The organism is Dolosicoccus paucivorans (assembly GCF_900100125.1).
GTDB classification, from domain to species: domain Bacteria; phylum Bacillota; class Bacilli; order Lactobacillales; family Aerococcaceae; genus Dolosicoccus; species Dolosicoccus paucivorans.
In genome coordinates this window covers 55,362-73,556 of the sequence record NZ_FNEL01000003.1, presented here as the reverse complement: position 1 = coordinate 73,556, position 18,195 = coordinate 55,362, and the positions used below count along the sequence as shown (strand labels likewise).

Below are 18,195 nucleotides of genomic sequence, written 5' to 3'. Positions count from 1 at the left end.
TGAAGACTTTCTTAAGGAAGTAACCTTCAAGCGAAATATCATTCCACGTAAATCTCTTAACTACTACACTCCCCTGGAGGTTTTCTTGGCCCATCTTTTGGATCAAACACCTGGATATTATGCCAACCACTTAAGAAATATGGTTTCATCAAGCACCTGACTCCTCAAGAGTCGCTAGCGCTTTTCCTCTTGTCCAGCCAGGAGCTTGATGAAGGGAGTTGTTTAAGGTGGTTAGCACAAGTATGTCACCAAGTTCAATCACTCATAATATAGTGTAGAAATTTCTAACTTAAATTGACAATCGAGATTGTTTAAAGTGGCTAATTGACAATAAGTAGGACTTTGAGATAATGGAATAATAATATTTATGAAAAAAGGATGAAAAAGATGATCAATAGTATTAAGCTAGCTCAACAAGTTCAAGACGATGTGATTAAATGGCGTCGTGATCTACATCAAATTCCTGAATTAGGATTAGAATTACCAAAAACCGTTGCATATGTTGCGAAAGTATTAGACGAATTAGGCATTGAGTATGATAGTTCTTATGTGAATGGAAATGGAATTGTCGCTCATATTTACGGCCAAAAAGATGGCAAGACGGACCGGGTTTTAGGTATGCGTGCTGATATGGACGGATTACCTATTAAAGAAGACACCGGACTTTCTTTTTCATCAACGAATGAAAATATGCACGCTTGTGGTCACGATGGTCACACCGCTATGCTTTTAGGAGCAGCGAAAGTATTAAAAGAAAACGCTGATCAATTTAGTGGCGTGGTAAAATTAGTCTTCCAACCGGGAGAAGAATATCCTGGAGGAGCTGAGCCGATGGTTAAAGAAGGAGCTCTTTTAAATCCTCAAGCAACCCGAATGATCGGTTTTCATATGGGGGAATTAGTCGCAGAAATGCCAAAGGGGTCCGTTCTTTATAAAGATGGCCCAATGATGGCTTCGATGGACCGTTTATATATTAAAGTCAAAGGAAAAGGGGCTCACGGAGCCTATCCGGAAATTTCTCACGATCCAATTGTCGCAGCGGGTCAATTAGTGACAGCTATTCAAACAATTAAAAGTCGAAATATTAAAGCAGTGGATCCTTGTGTTGTCTCAATTACTCGTATTGAAGGCGGATTTAACCAAAACATTATTCCTGATGAAGTGGAAATTGAAGGAACAGTTCGTACGTTCAATGACGATACTCGTCGTAAAATTCATGAAAAGTTAGAACAAATTAGTCGAGGAATTGGTGCTGCCATGGGGGTAGACTGTGAAGTGACTTATGACTATAAATACCCTGCCGTTATTAACGACACAAACGTAACCCAAGAAGTAACGGACTCTTTAGCGCCGTTATTTGGTGAAGATTTAATCGAATTAACCGAGCCGTTAATGGGTGGGGAAGATTATTCTTACTATTTACGTGAAGTTCCAGGAACCTTTTTATATTTAACAAACCCTCAAGAAGTTGACGGTGTCTTTCATGGTCATCATCATCCAAAGTTTGATGTGGATGAAACACTCTTTTATAAAGGTGTGGCTTCTTTTGTACAAGTTGCGTTTGACTATTTAAATGAAAGGTAGGACCTATGAATCAGCAATCACGTAATGGAATGCTCCTTTTAATTGTGTTAGTAACAACGGTTGTTGCTGAATTAATTGGGGCGGTTAGTTTAACCATTGGACAAATTACAGTGGTTCTAGCACCCTTAATTTGGGCGATGTTACTGTCTTTAATTATTTTCCTCATTCCTTCTTTTAATTTAACGACGGAGAAAAACGTCAAACAAGCTAACTATATGATGGGAATTGCTTTAGCACTTTTAATGGCGAAATTAGGCGTTTCCAGTGGTTCTCAATTAGAAGAAATTAGACAAGCAGGCGTTGCGTTAGTCTTACAAAACTTTGGAAATATTGGAACGATTTTCTTTGCCTTGCCGATCGCCTTACTTCTAGGATTAAAACGAGAAAGTATTGGGATGAGTCACGCGTTAAGTCGTGAAGCAAACGTGGGGTTAATTCAAGAAACTTACGGAGCAACCTCTGCAGAGTTTAGAGGGGTCATGACTGTTTATATCGTTGGAACCCTTTTAGGTCCTATTGTAATTGGCTTACTGGCTTCGATCGGAACAACTTTAGGGTTAGTCAGTCCTCAAGCTGCTGCGATGGGGGCTGGAGCGGGGAGTGCTTCAATGATGTCTGCTGGACTCGCGTCTTTAATTGAAATGTATCCTGAATATACGGATCAACTAACGGCCTATGCTGGGTTAAGTAACTTAATTTCCAGTGTCATCGCTTTACCTTTAGGAATCTTTTTAGGATTACCTATTACAGAACGGTTGTACCGCTGGTTAAGTCCGATGTTTAACCAAAATAAAAAGGAGGATCATAATGAATAAATTTAAAACAATTTTTCCTGATTTATTGCTTGCTTTACTGATTAGCGGGCTATTATCAATGGTTGCTAACTTTGTCGGCTACCAAATTGGATTGGTTGAGTCGTTGCCTGGCTTTTTAATTTTAATGGGTGTCAGCCTCGTCGGTTACGCTTTATCTTATTTAATTCCTAGCGAAAAGATTTCAGCTATTTTATGGATTTCTCTTTTAGCCATTTTAATCGCCAGTCCTATCTCGCCGATTAGTGGATGGGTCATTGACTCCGTTGATAAAGTATCTATTATGGCTTTATGTACGCCTATTTTATCTTATGCAGGGGTTGTTATCGCAAAAGATTGGGAGCCTTTTTTAAAAGTGGGTGCCAAAGGAATTATTGTATCGATTTTTGTGATTGCGGGAACCTTTTTTGTGTCTGCTTGGATTGGCGATTTACTTCTTAATTTATAATACTTTGCGGTCGGCTGTTTTTAAACAGTGGACCGTTTTCTTTTTGTTCTTTATGTTAGTATAGAACCATAAGAACAGGTATAAAAAGGAGTTTAATATGTCTAGAAGGAAATTTTATTGGACCTTATTTAGTTCGACTTTTATTATTTCCGCGTTTACCGTCGGCGGTGGATTTGTTATTGTTCCTTTATTTCAAAATCGATTCGTTAAAGAATTAGATTGGATAGAAGAAAAAGAAATTTTATATTTAATAGCGATTGCCCAATCAGCCCCCGGTTCGATAGCCATTAACGCCGCTAGCGTGATTGGTTACCGCTTAGCTGGATTATTAGGAGCTTTGGTTGCTACCATTGGTACAGCACTGCCACCTTTACTTATTATGTCACTAATTTCAATCTTTTATTCCTTCTTTAGAGACTCCCATACGGTTTCAGCGGTCTTAACAGGAATGCAAGCAGGAGTGGCAGCCGTTATCATCTCCGTCGTTATTAAAATGGCTAAAGACTTGATTCGATCTAAAAATTCGATTTCATTAATCATTTTAGTCTTTACTTTAATAGCGACCTTTATCTTTAAACTCAACATTATCTTGATGTTATTAATAGCAGCAGGATTAGGTGCTGGATTAACCCTTTATCAATTGAAGCAACAAAGAGGTGAGACACAATGATTTATTTACAACTCTTTTGGGTATTTATTCAAATTGGTTTATTTTCCTTTGGAGGTGGCTACGCTGCCATGCCTTTAATTGAAGAGTTAGTCGTTAAACAACAAGGGTGGATCACTCAAACTCAATTTGTTGATTTAATTACTATTTCTGAATCGACTCCTGGACCCATTGCGCTAAACGCTGCAACTTTTGTCGGCATGCAAATGGCAGGCTTTAAAGGAGCCGTAGTAGCAACCATTGGTAACGTATTGCCATCTTTTATTGTTGTCTTACTTCTTGCATCAGTCTATGTGCGTTACCGTTCCTCGCCAATAATGGAAGGAGTCTTTAGAGGGTTAAGACCTGCTGTACTGACCCTCATTACTTCAGCAGCGATTACCATTGTTTTGACAGCCTTTTTCGGAGCCCACGGGTCAATCGATTTAAATACGCTAAATATTCCTGCTGTATTTATTTTTATTGGAACCCTTATTTTATTACATTTTAAAGAAGTGAACCCTATTTATATTATGCTGATGACGGGGTTGATTGGTTTATTAGTGTTTTAAGATAAGTCTTAAAGCGTTGACTTTAATAGGATAAATCAATTATGATGGACATGTTATAAAAAGAGTTGGGGGTAGAATAATGTATCACGGTGTTTTAGCAGTATGGAAAGAAGCAGGCATGACCAGTCACGATGTGGTGTTTCGTTTACGTAAATTACTTGGCATGAAAAAAGTTGGTCACACAGGTACATTAGACCCTCAAGTTGAAGGTGTGTTAGTCATTTGTCTTGGCGAAGGGACCAAATTAGTCGAGTACTTAATGGACGGCACAAAAGAATATGAGGGTGAAATTACCCTTGGTTATTCTACTGAAACAGAAGATGCCCATGGAGCAATGGTTGAACAAAAAGCAGTTGGAGCACCTGTTTCCGGGGACGCGATTGATCAAGCGATGGAAAGTATGGAAGGACGCATCAAACAAATACCTCCGTATTATTCAGCTGTTAAAGTCAAAGGACGACGACTTTATGAATATGCTAGAGAAGGTATTGAAGTTGAACGTCCTGTGCGATATGTAGACATTATGTCTTTTAAACGAATCACTGATCCGGTTTTTAACGAGCAACAAGAAACTCAACAGTGGTCCTTTGACGTTCAGTGCGGTAAGGGCACTTACGTTCGAACATTAGCGGTCGATTTAGGAGAGAAATTAGGCTATCCAGCCCATATGTCAAAATTAGTGCGACTCGCTACCGGAGGCTTTAATCAAAACGATGCCTATACATTAGAAGACATCAAAAATCACGTTGAAAATAAAACGATCGAATCAATCATTCATCCAATTGAAGCCGGTGTCAGCGAATTTAAACGTCTGGATTTAACTGACGAGATGTATCGCGACGTCAATCACGGTAAAGTGCTTCCAGAAGACTATTTCGGATTTCCTTTAAAGGAAAAGATTACTTTATTTTATGAAGATCATTTAATCGCCATTTATGATAAACACCCGACGAAACCTTCAATGATTAAACCCGATAAATTATTTAACCATTACCGAACTATTCAATAATTTTTAGAAAGAGTTTTTATATGCAAGTCATTCAATTACATCATCCCTATCAACCGACAGAAATTGTTCAAGAACCGATTGTTTTAGCACTCGGTTTTTTTGACGGCGTTCATTTAGGCCACCAACAAGTGATTAAAACAGCTAAGAAAATTGCTGAAGAAAAAGGGCTACCTTTAGCCGTTATGACCTTTAATCAACATCCTAAAATTGTCTTTTCACCGATGGACGAACAAGAAATGCGTTATTTAACTACCGTCGAGCGTAAAAAAGAATTATTAGAAGCTTTAGGTGTGGATATTTTATATTTAATTCATTTTACTTATGATTTTGGGACTCAACTTCCTCAAACTTTTGTTGATGATTATATGGTCGGACTCAATGCTAAAGTCGTGGTGGCTGGTTTTGACTATACGTATGGTCCTAAAGGACAAACGAATATGGAAACGTTAAAGGAACATGCTAAAGGACGTTTTGAAGTCGTTAGTGTTCCTCAACAGTCCTTTCATCATACTAAAATTAGCTCCACTCGTATTCGCGAATATTTAAGTACAGGCCAAATTGAAAAAGCCAATGAATTGTTAGGCTATCCCTATCAAACCGACGGTGTCGTAGTTCATGGTTTAAAACGGGGCCGTCAAATGGGCTATCCGACAGCGAATATTGATACAAAAGATATTGAGCTGCTACCGGGTATTGGCGTGTATGTGGTTGAAATTAAAGTGAAAGATCAGTGGTATAAAGGAACGGCCTCCATTGGTTACAACATTACCTTTGATAATGAAACCGGATTAACTTGCGAAGTTTATATTTTAGATTTCGACGATATGATTTATGGCGAGCAAGTGCACATTCGTTGGCTTCATTATTTAAGAGGAGAGGTCAAGTTTGATGGCATGGAAGGTCTCATTAAACAACTGGATGAAGATGCCTTAGCAACCCGACAATATTTAAAAAAAAATTAACTTTAAAGCGTACTTTTTAACGAAAGTAGGCTTTTTATTTTGGACAAAAACCTTTATATCTCAAGGGTTTGAGGGGTCGTTAGCACTCTTTTAAATAAAGTGCTAATTTTTTCGAAAAAACCCTTGACAAAGTCTGACTAAGGATGTATTATAGAGACAGGTTAGCAGAGGAAGTGTTCAAGTGCTAACGTAAGGAGGTGGGCTATGCTAACCCCCAGACAACAACAAATTTTAAGTTTAATCGTTCAACTTTACGGCGAACAAAAAGAACCGGTGGGGTCCAATACATTATTAAGACATAGTGTATTAACAGTTAGTCCCGCCACAATCCGAAACGATATGAAAGCTTTGGAACACGAAGGTTTACTCATTAAAGCTCACACATCCAGTGGGCGAATTCCTTCGAAAGCGGGTTATCATTACTATGTTAATCAACTCATTCCCAACTATGAACAATTGGAAATCATCAATTCATTCGATGAATCACAAATTAACGGAATGATTCAAGAGTTACTTAGTAAGAAACATCTCGACCCAGTCCAATTAGCTCAAACAGCGGCTGACATATTAGTTTCCATGACAGGTTATACCGCTTTTGTCCATGATAATACTGACATGATGGTCACTATTAAAGAGTTTCGTTTTGTTTATTTAAATGATGCTCAAATTATTGGTGTGTTATTAACAGACCAAGGACATGTGGTGAATCACTTATTCGATTTAGATGAAAGGTTAACCACTGATCAAGTTAAACAAATGAGTCAATTGCTTCATGATGAACTTAAAGGTTTATCCTTAGATGAAGCTAAGCGACGAATGAAGATTACCATTCCTTTATTAATGCAACGTCATTTTGGTAAACAATTTGATTCTTTACCTTTAATAACAAGTGCATTAAATCAAGCGAAAGGACAACGTTATTTAGTCGTTGGTAAATATAATTTACTTGATTCATCAGTGATTAGAGATAATAAGCTTTCATTGAAGGATTTACTTAATTTTATTGATGAGTCCCAGGAGATGGATCAACTACTGGCCAAACCGCAAAGAGGATCTGTTGAGGTCATCTTTGGCTATGACTTTGGCGTTGAACATCTCAACAAACTTTCCTTAATTAAAGGAACTTATACCGACTCACAACAAAACACGATGACTATTGGTCTACTAGGACCACATCATATGTCATACCATCGTATTATCTATTTAATGAATCAATTAGTCACTCAACTATCCAAGAGTTGAGTTGTAGAATAGGAGGAGTATTGATTGGCAAAAGAAGAATTAAACAATCAAGAAGAACTTCAAGATGAAGCCACTCATCAAGAAGAGGAAGAAATAAAAGAAACAACCAAAAACGATGACTCGTCTGAAGGCGAACTTTCTAAAGACGAAGAGCGTATTCAAGAACTTGAAGAAAAAAATAATAACTTAGAAGATCAAATCTTGCGTTTGCAAGCAGAAATACAAAATATTCAACGAAGAAATGCTAAAGAACGTCAAGACGCAGCCAAGTATCGCTCGCAAAAATTAGCCGGTGCGTTACTTGAAACCATCGACAACTTAGAGCGAGCCTTAGCTTTAGAAGTAGAAACTGAAGAAGCTGAAGCTGTTAAAAAAGGCGTTCAAATGGCATATGATCAATTCATTAACGCATTTAACAACGAAAACATTACTGTTATTGACCCAGTAGGTGAAGCTTTTGATCCAAACTACCACCAAGCGGTCAGCACAGTGACTAAAGAAGAAGATCAAGAATCAGACATCGTTGTTAACGTATTACAAAAAGGATATTTACTTGAAGACCGTGTTATAAGACCAGCGATGGTTATCGTTGCTCAATAATAAAAGACACGCATTTACAATCATTTATCAGTAAAGGAGAATGTTTATTATGGCTAAAATTATTGGTATTGACTTAGGTACTACAAACTCTGCTGTTTCTGTTTTAGAAGGTGGAGAAGCGAAAATTATTGCTAACCCAGAAGGTAACCGTACAACACCATCTGTTGTTGCTTTTAAAGACGGTGAAATCCAAGTTGGGGAAGTTGCTAAACGTCAAGCAGTAACAAACCCAAATACTGTTAGCTCAATTAAACGTTATATGGGAGACACTAACCATAAAGTAGAAGTTGACGGGAAAACTTATACACCACAAGAAATTTCAGCAATGGTTTTACAACACTTAAAAAGCTACGCTGAAGACTACTTAGGTGAGAAAGTAACTAAAGCAGTTATTACAGTACCTGCTTACTTTAATGACGCACAACGTCAAGCAACAACTGATGCAGGTAAAATTGCTGGTTTAGAAGTTGAACGTATTGTTAACGAACCTACCGCAGCTGCATTAGCTTATGGCTTAGACAAAACTGAAGAAGAAGAACGTATTTTAGTCTTTGACTTAGGTGGGGGTACATTTGACGTATCAATCCTTGAATTAGGTGACGGTGTGTTTGATGTACTATCTACAGCAGGAGATAACGAATTAGGTGGAGACGACTTCGACCAAAAAATTATCGACTACTTAGTTGAAGAGTTCAAAAAAGAAAATGGTATCGACTTAAGTAACGACAAAATGGCGTTACAACGTTTGAAAGATGCTGCTGAAAAAGCGAAAAAAGACTTATCAGGTATTTCATCAACTCAAATTAGCTTGCCATTCATTACTGCTTCAGACGCAGGTCCATTACATATGGAAATTACATTAACTCGTGCTAAATTCGATGAATTAACTCACGACTTAGTTGAGAGAACTAAAGAACCTGTTCGTCAAGCATTAAAAGATGCAGGTCTTTCAGCAAGCGAATTAGATGAAGTCATCTTAGTCGGTGGTTCAACTCGTATTCCAGCCGTTGTTGAAGCAGTTAAGAAAGAAACAGGTAAAGAACCAAACCGTTCAGTGAACCCAGACGAAGTGGTTGCGATGGGTGCTGCTATTCAAGGTGGAGTTATCTCAGGAGACGTTAAAGATATTGTCTTACTAGACGTTACTCCATTATCATTAGGTATTGAAACAATGGGTGGAATCTTTACGAAATTAATCGACCGTAACACAACCATTCCAACATCTAAATCACAAATTTTCTCTACCGCAGCAGATAACCAACCAGCCGTAGATGTCCACGTTTTACAAGGTGAACGTGAAATGGCAGCGGACAACAAAACATTAGGACGCTTCCAATTAACTGATATTCCACCAGCACCACGTGGTGTACCACAAATCGAAGTAACCTTCGACATCGACAAAAACGGTATTGTTAACGTATCGGCTAAAGATTTAGGTACAAACAAAGAACAAACGATTACAATTAAATCTTCATCAAGCTTAACAGACGAAGAAATTGATCGTATGGTTAAAGAAGCTGAAGCTAACGCTGAAGCAGATAAAGCTCGCCGTGAAGAAGCAGATTTACGTAACGAAGTGGATCAATTAATCTTCACTACAGATAAAACATTAGACGAATTAGGCGATAAAGTTTCTGAAGAAGACAAAAAACAAGCCGAAGAAGCACGCGATGCATTGAAAGAAGCTGTTGAAGCAGATGACTTAGATGCAATGAAAGAAAAACGTGACGCTTTAAATGAAATCGTTCAAAACTTATCTGTTAAATTATACGAACAAGTAGCACAAGAACAACAAGCAGCCCAAGATGGTGCCGCAGGTCAAGCACAAGGAAATGATGATGGCGTTGTCGATGCTGACTTTGAAGAAGTAGAAGACGACAAATAAGATTTAAAGTTTTAAACAGATTAGTCTGAGAATAGCCAAGAGATTTATTCTCTTGGCTTTCTCTACATTATTCAAAGGAGGTAGAGTCTAGGGAATGGAAAACAAACGCGATTTATATGACGTGCTAGGCGTCTCAAGAGACGCTAGTGATCAAGAGATCAAACGAGCATACCGTAAATTATCCAAAAAGTATCACCCAGATATTAATAAAGAACCCGACGCCGATGAAAAGTTTAAAGAAGTCACTCAAGCTTATGAAGTCTTAAGTGACGAACAAAAACGAGCTGCCTATGACCAATATGGTCACGCTTCAACGGATCCAAACTTTGGTGCAGGTGGCTTTGGTGGTGGCGGTTTTGGTGGCTTTAGTGGAGCAGACTTTGGCGGTGGCTTTGGTGGGTTTGAAGACATCTTTGAATCCTTCTTCGGTGGTGCTGGAGCAGGACGCCGTGATCCAAATGCACCGACTCGAGGCAATGATTTACAATACCGCATTCAATTAACCTTTGAAGAAGCGATTTTCGGCGTTGAAAAAACCATTACTTACCGTCGTAATGAAACGTGTGATACTTGTCATGGTTCAGGTGCTAAACCTGGTACAGAACCGGTTACATGTCGCACTTGTCATGGCTCAGGGGTAACCCAAGTTGAACGTAACACACCTTTTGGTCGTGTGATGACTCAAGGTGTCTGTCCGACATGTCACGGAACAGGTAAAGAAATTGTCGATAAATGTCCAGAGTGTCATGGAGACGGTATTGTTTCAAAACAACATTCAGTGAAAGTCACAGTACCTGCTGGCGTAGAAGACGGCCAACAAATGCGTCTAAGTGGACAGGGTGAAGCTGGAACAAACGGCGGTCCTTACGGAGATTTATTTGTTGTCTTCCAAGTGGCAGATAGTAAAGAATTCCGCCGCGAAGGAACAGAAATTTACTATGAGTTACCGATTAGCTTCGTCCAAGCTGCCTTAGGGGATCAAGTAGAAGTGCCAACAGTTCACGGCAAAGTGAAAATGAAAGTCCCAGCTGGAACACAAACAGGTACGACATTAAGATTACGTGGTAAAGGAGCTAAAAGTCTTAACTCCAACCAACAAGGTGATCAACACATAACCGTTAGAGTGGTCACACCAACTAAATTATCCGAAAAAGAAAAAGATCTCTTTAAACAATTAGCCGGTGAATCGGGTCAGTCGGTTAAAACTGAAGGTGGCTTTTTCGATAAAGTTAAAGACATCTTTACAGATCACGATAATTAATATTTGTGCCAAGATAAGAACTCCTTATCTTGGTCTTTTTTTATGTAAACAGTTGACATCGATATGGAAACCCCTTACAATAACAATAGTTAATAAATTAACTCAGTTAATTAATAGGAAGGGTGACAGTTATCAGTTCTAAAAGAGGAGAAAATAGTCGCAATCAATATAATACAAATCGCGTCCTTATTTTAAAAATGATTTTGAATCACCCAGATATAACACGGCGCGAATTAAGCCAACAAACAGGACTAACCCAAGCAGCCATTACTAAAATTATGAAAGACTTGATCGATCAACAAGTTGTTTTTGAAAGTAAAGTTGTAAAAGGAAGTGTCGGCGCACCGAGTATCGGATTGCGAGTAGATGTCGAAAACTACCAAGTTATTGGCGTAAAGCTATCAAGATACGATTACTCGATCGGTTGGTATCGTTTAGATCATCAGTTGATGGATCAACGAACTTATCCGTTTGATTCTAATTTATCGGCTCATGAACGTCTTGAAGAAATTAGTTTACGGCTTAATCGACTAATCGATGAAATACCGCAAATTATTTATATCGGCTTTGCGGTTCCAGGTCCTTACAATTTACAAGAAGGAAAAATTGAATTGATGACAGAAGTAGGTGGCTTTGAAAAAGTATTTTTACGCGACTATTTCGAAAATACTTTATCAAAACCAGTCGTCATCAGTCATGATGCGAATGCGGCGGCTTTAGCTTGTAAAGAGAACTATTTAAATCAAGCGGAAAATGAAACATTAGCTTTTTATTACCTTGATCAAGGGATAGGATGTGGTGTCATTGACCGTGGCTCTTTTGTTTTAGGAAATCTTGGAACAGCTGCTGAAATTGGTCATACGACCATTAATTTTACGGGACCTCCATGTCCTTGTGGAAATGTAGGTTGTTTAGAAACTTACTGTTCAACCGTTTCTTTTCTCAAACAAGCGAAAGAAAAAGCTAAAACAACGCCGACTGTTTTAAAAGACTTACCTCAAGTAACCATGTCAGCTATTTTTGACCATTATGAAACAGACGATGTATGCCGTGAAGTAGTTGATGAAACAGTGGAGGCTTTGTGTGTCGGTGCCACTGTTATTATCAGCGCTTATAATCCAAGTCTACTAGTTTTAGGTGGCGAGATGTTAAAAGGACATAAGTTTATCCAACCTCGTCTTGAAGCAATGATTAAAGAGCGCATCATTCCAAGTATAGCTAATAGTACACGAGTTGTTTATACCCAACCTCAAGATGATTATGTCTTAAAAGGTGCAGCTTCAGTAGCGATTGAAGCGAGCTTAAATTATTCAAACGAGTTATTTAATCGAAAATAAAAATTAAAAGGAGCATGATGTATGTATTACGGTTCAATTGAAGCAGGCGGGACAAAGTTTGTTTGTGCTGTCGCGGACGATAATTTAAATATTTTAGAAAGAGTTTCTTTTCCAACTACAAGTCCAGAAGAAACAATGAAGCACGTCTTTTCATTTTTTGATCAATATGATCTTAGTGCGATTGGAATTGGATCCTTTGGTCCAATCGATGTTGATCCAAAGTGTGCTACTTATGGCTATATAACCAATACGCCAAAACTATTGTGGCGCAATTTTGACTTTTTAGGAACAGTTAAAAAACGCTACAACGTTCCCGTAGCATGGACAACGGATGTGAATGCGGCAGCCTATGGTGAATATTATCAAGGAGCCGGTAAAGGCAAAGAAAGTTGTCTTTATTTAACCATTGGAACGGGAGTCGGAGGCGGATTTGTCCGTAATGGCGAGTTATTCCAAGGCAAAACTCATCCGGAAATGGGACACATTATGGTGAAAATGCATCCAAATGACGAACAAAATGGTATTTGTCCAAGTCATGGCAGTTGTTTAGAAGGATTAGCAAGTGGATACGCGATTGAACAACGTTACGATCGTTCAGCTAAAACTATTGACGAAGATCATTCAATTTGGGAGTTTGAAGCCTATTACTTAGCTCAAGCGCTATGGAACTATACGTTAATTTTAACGCCGGAAGTCATTGTATTAGGTGGGGGCGTCATGAAACAAGATCATTTAATTGATAAAGTTCGTAAAGAACTTGAAGCAATTTGTAATGACTACATTCCGTTACCTAACTTAGAAGAGTACGTAGTTTTACCTGGTTTAGGAGACGACCAGGCAACCATTGGGTGCTTTTTACTGGCTAAAGAAGCTTTAAAAGATCAATAACGGTTAAATAACAACTAACTTTCGAGTTGGTTGTTTTTTTTATACCCTAAAATTATTATGTAAACCCAAAGAGAAAATTTAAAATTATAATCAATAGGCAACAGTTTTTCCATCGGCAACTATCCAAAAACCGTGAAAAATGATATGATAGATGAGAAGTGATTCAGTCTTTTTTAGACTGCTAATGGAGGAAATATATATATGAATTTTGATGAAATGAGAAAACGTCAAGAAAAGATTCGTAACTTTTCGATTATTGCTCATATTGACCACGGAAAATCAACGCTCGCAGACCGTATCTTACAGCAAACTCAAACGGTTGCGGATCGCGAGATGAAAGACCGCTTGCTCGATTCAATGGATTTAGAGCGTGAGCGTGGAATTACAATTAAATTAAACGCAGTTGAAGTCAACTACAAAGCAAAAGACGGAGAAGATTATATTCTTCACTTAATTGACACCCCAGGGCACGTAGACTTTACCTATGAAGTATCCCGTTCTCTAGCAGCGTGTGAGGGGGCACTTTTAGTAGTCGATGCGGCTCAAGGTATTGAAGCTCAAACCCTTGCGAACGTTTATTTAGCCCTAGATAACGACTTAGAGATTTTACCGGTTGTTAACAAAATTGACTTACCTGCAGCCGATCCTGAAATGGCTAAACATGAAATTGAAGAAGTTATTGGCCTAGACGCATCGGAAGCTGTTTTAGCTAGCGCTAAAGAAGGCATTGGGATTGAAGAGATTTTAGAACAAATCGTTGAAAAAGTGCCGGCTCCTTTAGGGGACGTCGAAGAACCTCTACAAGCGTTAATTTTCGACTCGACTTATGATTCTTACCGCGGAGTTATTTTAAGTGTGCGAATCATTAATGGAGTGGTGCAAGTAGGCGATACGATCCAACTAATGAGTAACGGAAAAGAATTCGAAGTGACTGAATTAGGCGTCTTCTCACCAGGAGAGGTCAAGCGTGATTACTTAATGGTTGGAGATGTTGGGTATATTGCCGCAAGTATTAAGACTATTCAAGACACCCGGGTGGGGGATACGATTACTTTAGCAGACCGCCCGGCGGCAGAGCCTTTAGAAGGGTACCGAGAGTTAAACCCAATGGTGTTTGCGGGGCTTTATCCCGTGGATTCAAACGACTACAACGCATTAAGAGACGCACTGGAGCGTTTGCAGTTAAACGATGCATCCCTTCACTTTGAACCAGAAACATCCCAAGCTTTAGGATTTGGTTATCGTACTGGATTTTTAGGTTTATTACATATGGATGTTATCCAAGAGCGTTTAGAACGTGAGTTTAATATCGACTTAATTATGACTGCGCCGTCGGTTATTTATGAAGTATTAAAAACTGATGGTGAACGCGTAGTAGTCGATAACCCATCAGCAATACCTGATCCAACTGAAATTAGCGAAATCTATGAACCATACGTTAAAGCTTCAATTATGGTACCTAATGAGTATGTAGGTCCGGTAATGGAGTTAGCTCAAAAGAAACGAGGTAACTTCCAAACAATGGACTACTTAGATGAGAACCGCGTGAATGTGATTTATGAATTACCTCTTTCTGAAATTATTTATGATTTCTTTGACACATTAAAATCAAATACTCGTGGCTATGCTTCTTTAGATTATGAAATCATTGGTTACAAGTCATCAAACTTAGTTAAGTTAGACATTTTACTAAATGGTGAAGTGATTGATGCCTTTAGTAGTATTGTCCACAGAGATTTTGCATATCATAGAGGACGTAAGTTAGTGGAGAAATTAAGAGATCTTATTCCACGTCAAATGTTTGAAGTACCAGTTCAAGCAGCCATTGGAAATAAAATTATTGCTCGCTCAACCATTCGTGCTTTCCGTAAAGATGTAACGGCTAAATTATACGGTGGGGATGTGACTCGTCGTATGAAGTTACTAGAAAAACAAAAAGAAGGTAAAAAACGAATGAAAGCTGTAGGAAGCGTTGAAGTTCCTCAAGAAGCCTTTATGAGTATTTTAGAAATGGACGATGATGACTAGTCCATGAGATGAAAAGACCCTCCTAACTGAGACCAGTTGGGAGGGTTGTTTTAGTTCATTGTGTAAGGTGTCATTTCATCGGTTAAGTTAATAATATAATCCGTTGACACAGAATATAAACGGCTTAAAGCAATTAATTCAGGGGTCAAAAGTTGACGAACACCTCGTTCTAAAGCAAGGTAATCATCATTGGATAACTGTAATGCGCTTGCAACACTCCCAACAGAACGTTGGGTTTTCTTTCTTAAAGACTTAATACGTTGATACATTCGTTATCTCCTCCTTATAACCTTACTACATAAATTATACAAAATATTCCCGAGTATAGCTAAATAAAGCCCTTACATTATAATGGATCTATACTACTTATTTTAAATTTTTAGCAAAGTAAGATATGATATACTTAGTGATTAGAGGAGGTCTATATGTTACGAGATTTTTTTAGTTATTATAAGCCATATAAAAAGTTATTTATTTTAGACTTTGGGAGTGCTTTTTTACTCGGCGTTTTAGAGTTGTTTTTCCCGATAGCTGTTAGATCGGTCATTGATAATGTATTACCGACGAAAAATTTTCGCTTAATTGCTTGGATCACGATTGGTTTAATTGCTCTTTATTTATTGAGTACTGCTTTAAACTACATCGTTGTTCGTTTCGGGCACACTTTGGGAGTAAACATTGAAACTGATATACGTCGTGAATTATTTGAGCATTTCCAAACCCATTCGTTTGAGTATTACGATGAAAAGAAAACAGGAGAATTGATGAGCCGATTAACTAGTGACTTATTCGAAGTCAGTGAATTTGCTCACCATGGGCCAGAAGATATGTTTATTACGGTAATGACTATAGTGGCCGCTTTTTTCCTAATGTTACGAGTGAATGTCACTCTAGCAGTCGGCACAGTTTTAATTGTTCCTTTATTAGCGCTAATTATGGCTTACTTTAACCGTCGAATGATTCAAATTAATCGTCAAGTGTACAAAAACCTAGGTCATTTTAACGCAGAGTTGATGAACTCTTTAGCGGGTATTCGTGTTGTTAAAGCTTTTTCCAACGAAGAGTATGAAAAAGAACGCTTTGAATCGTTGATCCAGCAATACCGACGGGATAAAATCAAATTTTATACAACGATTGGAACGAGCTCGTCAGTAAACTACTTAATGGTTCGTATTATTAATATTTATACCTTTTTTGTAGGGTCTTATTTTACGATTACAGATCAGATGACGATTGGTGAATTAGCTGGATTTATTGTATTAGCCAACGTTTTAATTCGTCCCATTGAAAAAATGAACGTCATGATCGAGCAATACCCAAGAGGTTGGGCTGGCTTTAGACGTTTTAAAGAAGAACTCGCTCGACAGCCTAAAATTGTCGATGCGCCGGATGCGGTTGAAGCGACTGGGTTAAAAGGCGATATTGAATACAAAGACGTCAGCTTTAGTTACGACAGCGAGCATCCTGTTTTAGAAAAGATTAATTTATCGATTCGCGCAGGAGAAACTATTGCCTTTGTAGGACCTTCTGGAGCGGGTAAGACGACTTTAGTTAACTTACTACCACGCTTTTATGAAATTGATGAAGGTGAAATTACGATTGACGGTATCAATATCCAATCATTCACCCAACAATCATTAAGAAGCCAAATCGGAATTGTACAACAAGACGTTTTCTTATTTGCAGGTACTTTAAGAGATAATATCGCTTACGGTAAATTGGATGCTACGGAAGAAGAAATTTGGCAAGCTGTTAAAGCAGCAAGATTGGAAGAAGTAGTGCGTCAAATGCCTGACGGGCTAGACACTGAAATTGGTGAGCGGGGGGTTCGTTTATCCGGAGGTCAACAACAACGTCTATCCATTGCGCGAATCTTTTTGAAAAATCCAAGTATTTTAATTTTAGACGAAGCCACTAGTGCCCTCGATTCCGAAACGGAAATGCAAATTCAACAATCTTTTGATGAATTAGCTACCGGACGGACCACATTAATTATTGCTCACCGTCTAGCGACTATTCAACATGCGGATCGTATTGTTGTCGTCACTGAAGAAGGCATTAAAGAAACAGGTTCCCATGAAGAGTTATTAGAACTCGACGGACACTACGCTAAATTGTATTATTCACAGTTTAGACAAGCCACGATAGCTTAAGATGATGCTCCTTAAACCTTATGAAAGGTTTGAGGAGTTTTTATTTTAAAGGATTTCGTGAGAAGTTATTGAAAATTATCCTAGAAAACCTTTATTAACTTATCATTTTATGAAGCAGCTTTTGCGATATAATTTAGTTTAATAAAGTAAGTGACAGGAGGCTATAGAATGAATTTTACAGATCATTTAACAAAAGAAGAAATTGAGTTGCGTCAAGAAATTATTGAAGCGATTATCAATCACCCTGAAGCGCCAGTTCATATGAAAGAAGCTTATCAACCCCTCGTGGAAAAAGAAGTCATTGTACTAGATGATAAGGAAGATATTATCTCTATTTATCCTATTTCTACCGTAAAAACAAATAAACAAGTCTATGTCGATGAGAAAACACAACCCGTCTATGCGATGTGTGCTATTGATGCGCTAGGGATTCACTTTACCGTTCATCGTCCCATTAAAATTGTGAGTGAAGACCAACTTACTCAAGAGCCGATCACGATCGAAATGGAAAATGGTCAGATTACAAACCATGCTGCGGATGATCTTTTTGTTTTATATAAAGAAGTGTCCTGTACAACGAATTGCAACGTAGATTGTTGTCCTTTTATCCACTTTTTTAATCGACGTGACCACGTTGAGACCTATTTAGAAAACAACCCGCACATTACAAATTATAAAGTGCTAAACTTAGACGAATCCATTGAAGAAGCCCGTGAATTATTTGAAGTTTAGACAAAGTGAACAATTTTATGGTTAGCCTCCACTCAT

Annotated in this window: 17 protein-coding genes; 16 read left to right on the top strand and 1 reads right to left on the bottom strand. The window is 38.2% G+C overall.

The genetic code is table 11. From position 1 onward, the window contains the following. Positions 1-387: 387 nt before the first annotated feature. From BLR79_RS01225 to lepA, 14 genes are all read left to right on the top strand, one after another. On the top strand, positions 388-1,584 hold the full coding sequence (locus BLR79_RS01225; protein ID WP_092084068.1) for a M20 metallopeptidase family protein: 1,197 nt from the start codon (positions 388-390) through the stop codon (positions 1,582-1,584). A gap of 5 nt (positions 1,585-1,589) precedes the next feature. Beyond that, complete coding sequence (locus tag BLR79_RS01220; protein WP_092084066.1) at positions 1,590-2,399, top strand: DUF3100 domain-containing protein; 810 nt, start codon at positions 1,590-1,592, stop codon at positions 2,397-2,399. Continuing rightward, positions 2,392-2,844, top strand: a complete 453-nt coding sequence (locus BLR79_RS01215; protein WP_092084064.1) for a hypothetical protein — start codon at positions 2,392-2,394, stop codon at positions 2,842-2,844. Before BLR79_RS01220 ends, BLR79_RS01215 begins: the two co-directional genes overlap by 8 nt. A gap of 97 nt (positions 2,845-2,941) precedes the next feature. Beyond that, positions 2,942-3,514, top strand: coding sequence for a chromate transporter (locus tag BLR79_RS01210; RefSeq protein WP_092084062.1), 573 nt, complete (start codon positions 2,942-2,944; stop codon positions 3,512-3,514). Continuing rightward, positions 3,511-4,062, top strand: coding sequence for a chromate transporter (locus BLR79_RS01205; protein WP_092084060.1), 552 nt, complete (start codon positions 3,511-3,513; stop codon positions 4,060-4,062). Before BLR79_RS01210 ends, BLR79_RS01205 begins: the two co-directional genes overlap by 4 nt. Before the next feature lie 79 nt (positions 4,063-4,141). Then, positions 4,142-5,071, top strand: a complete 930-nt coding sequence (gene truB, locus BLR79_RS01200; RefSeq protein ID WP_092084058.1) for a tRNA pseudouridine(55) synthase TruB — start codon at positions 4,142-4,144, stop codon at positions 5,069-5,071. A 20-nt stretch (positions 5,072-5,091) separates the two neighbouring features. Continuing rightward, complete coding sequence (gene ribF, locus BLR79_RS01195; RefSeq protein ID WP_092084056.1) at positions 5,092-6,033, top strand: riboflavin biosynthesis protein RibF; 942 nt, start codon at positions 5,092-5,094, stop codon at positions 6,031-6,033. Between the two features lie 204 nt (positions 6,034-6,237). Continuing rightward, positions 6,238-7,275, top strand: coding sequence for a heat-inducible transcriptional repressor HrcA (gene hrcA, locus BLR79_RS01190; RefSeq protein ID WP_092084054.1), 1,038 nt, complete (start codon positions 6,238-6,240; stop codon positions 7,273-7,275). 24 nt (positions 7,276-7,299) lie between these two features. Continuing rightward, a complete protein-coding gene (gene grpE, locus BLR79_RS01185; RefSeq protein ID WP_092084052.1) occupies positions 7,300-7,875 on the top strand; it encodes a nucleotide exchange factor GrpE in 576 nt (191 codons plus the stop codon). Positions 7,876-7,924: 49 nt separating this feature from the next. Further along, a complete protein-coding gene (gene dnaK, locus BLR79_RS01180; RefSeq protein ID WP_092084050.1) occupies positions 7,925-9,760 on the top strand; it encodes a molecular chaperone DnaK in 1,836 nt (611 codons plus the stop codon). Positions 9,761-9,854: 94 nt separating this feature from the next. Next, on the top strand, positions 9,855-11,021 hold the full coding sequence (dnaJ, locus tag BLR79_RS01175) for a molecular chaperone DnaJ (RefSeq protein ID WP_092084048.1): 1,167 nt from the start codon (positions 9,855-9,857) through the stop codon (positions 11,019-11,021). Positions 11,022-11,143: 122 nt separating this feature from the next. Then, positions 11,144-12,358 carry an ROK family transcriptional regulator gene (locus BLR79_RS01170; protein ID WP_092084046.1) on the top strand — a complete coding sequence of 405 codons (1,215 nt, stop codon included), beginning with the start codon at positions 11,144-11,146 and terminating at the stop codon, positions 12,356-12,358. A 21-nt stretch (positions 12,359-12,379) separates the two neighbouring features. Then, on the top strand, positions 12,380-13,246 hold the full coding sequence (locus BLR79_RS01165) for an ROK family protein (protein ID WP_092084044.1): 867 nt from the start codon (positions 12,380-12,382) through the stop codon (positions 13,244-13,246). A gap of 201 nt (positions 13,247-13,447) precedes the next feature. Further along, positions 13,448-15,274 (top strand): translation elongation factor 4, encoded by a 1,827-nt coding sequence (lepA, locus tag BLR79_RS01160; RefSeq protein ID WP_092084043.1) that lies wholly within the window; start codon positions 13,448-13,450, stop codon positions 15,272-15,274. A 50-nt stretch (positions 15,275-15,324) separates the two neighbouring features. On the opposite strand, the gene BLR79_RS01155 is transcribed toward lepA, so the two are convergent. After that, positions 15,325-15,543, bottom strand: coding sequence for a helix-turn-helix domain-containing protein (locus BLR79_RS01155; protein ID WP_092084042.1), 219 nt, complete (start codon positions 15,541-15,543; stop codon positions 15,325-15,327). A gap of 156 nt (positions 15,544-15,699) precedes the next feature. Between BLR79_RS01155 and BLR79_RS01150 the strand changes: the two genes are divergently transcribed. Further along, positions 15,700-17,427 (top strand): ABC transporter ATP-binding protein, encoded by a 1,728-nt coding sequence (locus BLR79_RS01150; RefSeq protein WP_092084040.1) that lies wholly within the window; start codon positions 15,700-15,702, stop codon positions 17,425-17,427. A 168-nt stretch (positions 17,428-17,595) separates the two neighbouring features. Further along, positions 17,596-18,159: an organomercurial lyase gene (merB, locus tag BLR79_RS01145; protein ID WP_092084038.1), complete on the top strand. Its 564-nt coding sequence runs from the start codon at positions 17,596-17,598 to the stop codon at positions 18,157-18,159. Positions 18,160-18,195 lie beyond the last annotated feature (36 nt).